A 4006-nucleotide genomic window follows, 5' to 3' on the forward strand; every position below is an offset into this window, starting at 1 on the left:
AAATACCACCCGCATGGCGACAGCGCGATCTATGACGCGCTGGTGCGGATGGCGCAGGATTTCTCGATGTCGCTGCCGCTGCTTGACGGCCAGGGCAACTTTGGCTCGATGGACGGCGATAAGGCCGCGGCGTTCCGCTACACCGAAGTGCGGATGGACAAGCCCGCCGCCGCGCTGCTGGCCGACATCGACAAAGACACCGTTGATTTCATTGATAACTACGACGGCAAAGACCAGGAGCCCGTGGTCCTCCCTGCCCGCTTCCCCAACATGCTGGTCAACGGCGCTGGCGGGATCGCGGTGGGCATGGCCACCAATATCCCGCCGCACAATCTGGGCGAGGTCTGTGATGCCACGCTGGCGCTGATCGACAATCCCGATCTCGATAGCGCCGGGTTGATGGACTATATCCCCGGCCCCGATTTCCCCACCGGGGCGATCTTGCTGGGCCGGTCGGGCGCACGCAAAGCCTATCTTGAAGGCCGTGGATCGGTTGTTATCCGCTCCAAAACCCGTGTCGAGGAAATCCGCAAGGATCGCTACGCCATCGTGGTGGATGAGGTGCCTTATCAGGTCAACAAGGCCACGATGATCGAAAAGATCGCCGAACTGGCCCGCGACAAGAAGATCGAGGGCATTGCCCACGTTCAGGACGAATCTGATCGCCATGGCGTGCGTGTGGTGGTTGAACTGAAGCGCGATGCCACCGCCGAAGTGGTGCTGAACCAGCTGTTCCGCTTCACCCCGCTGCAAACCTCGTTCGGCTGCAACATGCTGGCGCTCAATGGCGGCCGCCCGGAAACGCTCACGCTGCACGGCTTCCTTTCGGCCTTCATTGGCTTCCGGGAAGAGGTTGTTGCCCGCCGCACCGCCTATGAACTGCGCCGCGCCCGTGAGCGCAGCCATATCCTCTGCGGCCTCGCCGTGGCTGTGACCAACGTCGATGAAATCGTCGCCACCATCCGTGCCTCCGCCGATGCTGCCGAGGCGCGTGAAAAGCTGATGTCCCGCCGCTGGCCCGCTGAGGATATCGCAGGCTACATCCGCCTGATCGACGATCCTTCGCACACCATGAACGAGGACGGCACCTATAACCTGAGCGAAATTCAGGCCCGCGCCATCCTTGAGTTGCGCCTCCAGCGCCTTACCCAACTGGGCGTCAAGGAAGTGACCGACGAGCTGGAAGAGCTGGCCGGCAAGATCAAGGACTACCTCGATATTCTGCGCTCGCGCGACCGCATCATGGAGATCATCAGCAACGAGCTGAAAGAGGTGCGGGACCAGTTCGCCGTGCCGCGCCGCACCCAGATCGTCGACTGGTCTGGCGATATGGACGATGAAGACCTGATCGAACGCGAAGAGATGGTCGTGACCGTCACCCAATCGGGCTATATCAAGCGCACCCCGCTGGCAGATTTCCGTGCCCAAAAGCGCGGCGGCAAGGGCGTTTCGGGTGGTGATCTCAAGGAAGAGGATGTGGTGACCAACCTCTTTGTCGCCAACACCCACACCCAGCTTTTGTTCTTCACCACCGACGGGATGGCCTACAAGCTGAAAACATGGCGCTTGCCGCAGGGCGGGCGCACCTCGCGCGGCAAGGCGATCGTGAATATCCTGCCCATTCCGCAAGGGGTGTCGGTGGCGGCGATCATGCCCGTTGATCGCCCGGAGCAAGAGTGGGACGACCTTCAGATCGTGTTTGCCACCGATCACGGCACGGTGCGGCGCAACCGCCTGTCGGATTTCACCAACGTCATGCGCAACGGCAAGATCGCCATGAAGTTCGAGGATGAAAACGAGGGCATGTCCCTCATCAACGCGCGCATCTGCTCGGAAGACGATGATGTGATGCTTGTCACCGATGCGGGCCGCGCCATTCGCTTTCCCACCACCGATGTGCGGGTGTTCAACTCGCGCAACTCGGTCGGTGTGCGCGGCATCAAGCTGTCTGACGGTGCCAAAGTGGTCTCCATGTCGGTGATCCGCCACTTCGAGGCCACCTCGGAAGAGCGTGTGTCCTACCTCAAGCAGCGCCGCCTCATGGCGGGCGTCACCGAGGACGACACCGCAGATGACGAGGAAGACGAGGTTGTGAGCGAGGGCCAGCTTGCCCCCGACCGCTACGCCGAAATGTCCGCCGCCGAAGACCTGATCCTCACGATTACCGCAGGCGGCACCGGCAAGATCTCCTCGTCGCATGATTATCCGATCCGCGGCCGTGGCGGCCTTGGCGTAACGGCCTGGACCAAGGGTATGCCCACCGGTCCGATCGTTGCCTGCTTCCCGGTCGAGATGTCCGATCAGGTGATGCTGGCCACCTCCACCGGCCAGTCGATCCGCTGCCCCGTTGATGGCATCTCCTTCCGCTCGCGCTCTGCGGGTGGGGTCAAGGTGTTCAACACCTCCAAGGGCGAAGAGGTGGTTTCGGTCGCCTGGATCGCCGAACAGGACGAGGATGATGAGCTTGAGGGCTCCACACCGGGTGAAGCGGAGAGCTGATGCAAGCGGCTGGTCCTGACCTCATGGAGCTGGTCGCCGCACTCATCCCGGCTCTGTTGGTGCTGGGCATGGTGATTGCCGGGTTCACGGTGGGCGGCATGCGCGCCGCCCGGCTCCAGCGTCTGATCGAAAGGCAAACAGAAGAGCTCCAGCGCCAAACGGCGCTGTTGCAACGCCTCGAAACCCGCCTCACAGATCCGCGCAAAGACACTTAAGCGCCCTTCCCCCTGCGCCGCTTTCGCCCTATGTCAGCGGGCATGACAAAACCACTTCATATCATTGGCGCTGGCATGGCCGGCTCCGAGGCCGCTTGGCAGGCCGTCTCCGCTGGCATCCCCGTTGTGCTGCACGAAATGCGCCCCAAGGTTGGCACCTTCGCCCACCAGACCGGCAATTTTGCCGAAATGGTCTGCTCAAATTCCTTCCGCTCTGATGATGATGAGCAAAACGCCGTGGGCCTGCTCCATTGGGAAATGCGCGCCGCCAATGGCCTGGTGATCTCATCCGCCGACAAACACGCCCTGCCTGCCGGTTCGGCCCTCGGCGTGGACCGTGAGCCCTTCGCCGAGTGGATCACACAGCAGTTGAAGAACCACCCGCTTGTCACTGTTTCTGAAGCAGAAATCACCTCTCTGCCCAAGCTGGAAAACGGCCTTGCCATCATCGCGACCGGCCCGCTCACCTCGGGCGGTCTGGCCGAGGCGATAGCGGCTGAAACCGGGGTCGAAAGCCTCGCCTTCTTTGATGCCATCGCCCCCATCGTGCACGCCGACACCGTGGATATGGGCGTCGCATGGATGCAATCGCGCTATGACAAGGGCGAAACCGAGGAAGAGCGCACCGCATACATGAACTGTCCGATGACCAAGCCACAGTATGAGGCCTTCATCGACGCGCTGCTGGAGGCCGAGAAAACCGAGTTCCGCGAGGGCGAAACCGCCAAGTATTTTGACGGCTGCCTGCCGATCGAGGTCATGGCCGAACGGGGCCGCGAGACCCTGCGCCACGGTCCGATGAAGCCCGTTGGCCTCACCAATCCGCATAACCCGCAAGAAAAGGCCTGGGCCGTTGTCCAGCTTCGCCGCGATAACGCGCTTGGCACGCTTTACAATATCGTCGGCTTCCAGACCAAGATGAAGTATGGCGCGCAAGCCACTGTTTTCCGTATGATTCCTGGCCTTCAAGACGCCAGCTTTGCCCGCCTTGGTGGCATCCACCGCAACACATTCATCAACTCACCCACGCTGCTTGACGGCGAGATGCGGCTCAAATCCCAGCCCCATATCCGCTTTGCCGGGCAAATCACCGGCGTTGAAGGCTATGTTGAAAGCACCGCCATGGGGCTGCTCGCCGGCCGCCTCGCCGTGGCCGAGTTGCAAGGCCTCACCCTGCCGCCGGTGCCACAAAACACCGCCGTGGGCGCACTCGTCAGCCACATCACCGGCGGTGCCGAGGCAAAAACCTTCCAGCCGATGAACGTCAACTTCGGGCTGTTCCCGCCGGTTGA

Annotated in this window: 3 protein-coding genes; all 3 read left to right on the forward strand. The window is 61.9% G+C overall.

Going from position 1 to position 4006, the window contains the following annotated elements; all coding sequences use genetic code 11:
- Positions 1-2499: DNA gyrase subunit A (gene gyrA / locus P1U55_RS07990; protein WP_301047015.1), on the forward strand; the 2499-nt coding region annotated here is incomplete at its 5' end.
- On the forward strand, positions 2499-2714 hold the full coding sequence (locus P1U55_RS07995) for a hypothetical protein (RefSeq protein ID WP_301047016.1): 216 nt from the start codon (positions 2499-2501) through the stop codon (positions 2712-2714). The genes gyrA and P1U55_RS07995, both read left to right, overlap by 1 nt.
- Positions 2715-2756: 42 nt before the next feature.
- The coding region (gene trmFO, locus P1U55_RS08000; RefSeq protein ID WP_301047017.1) for a methylenetetrahydrofolate--tRNA-(uracil(54)-C(5))-methyltransferase (FADH(2)-oxidizing) TrmFO at positions 2757-4006 on the forward strand (1250 nt) is incomplete at its 3' end.

This window comes from Vannielia sp. (assembly GCF_029212645.1).
GTDB lineage: Bacteria > Pseudomonadota > Alphaproteobacteria > Rhodobacterales > Rhodobacteraceae > Vannielia.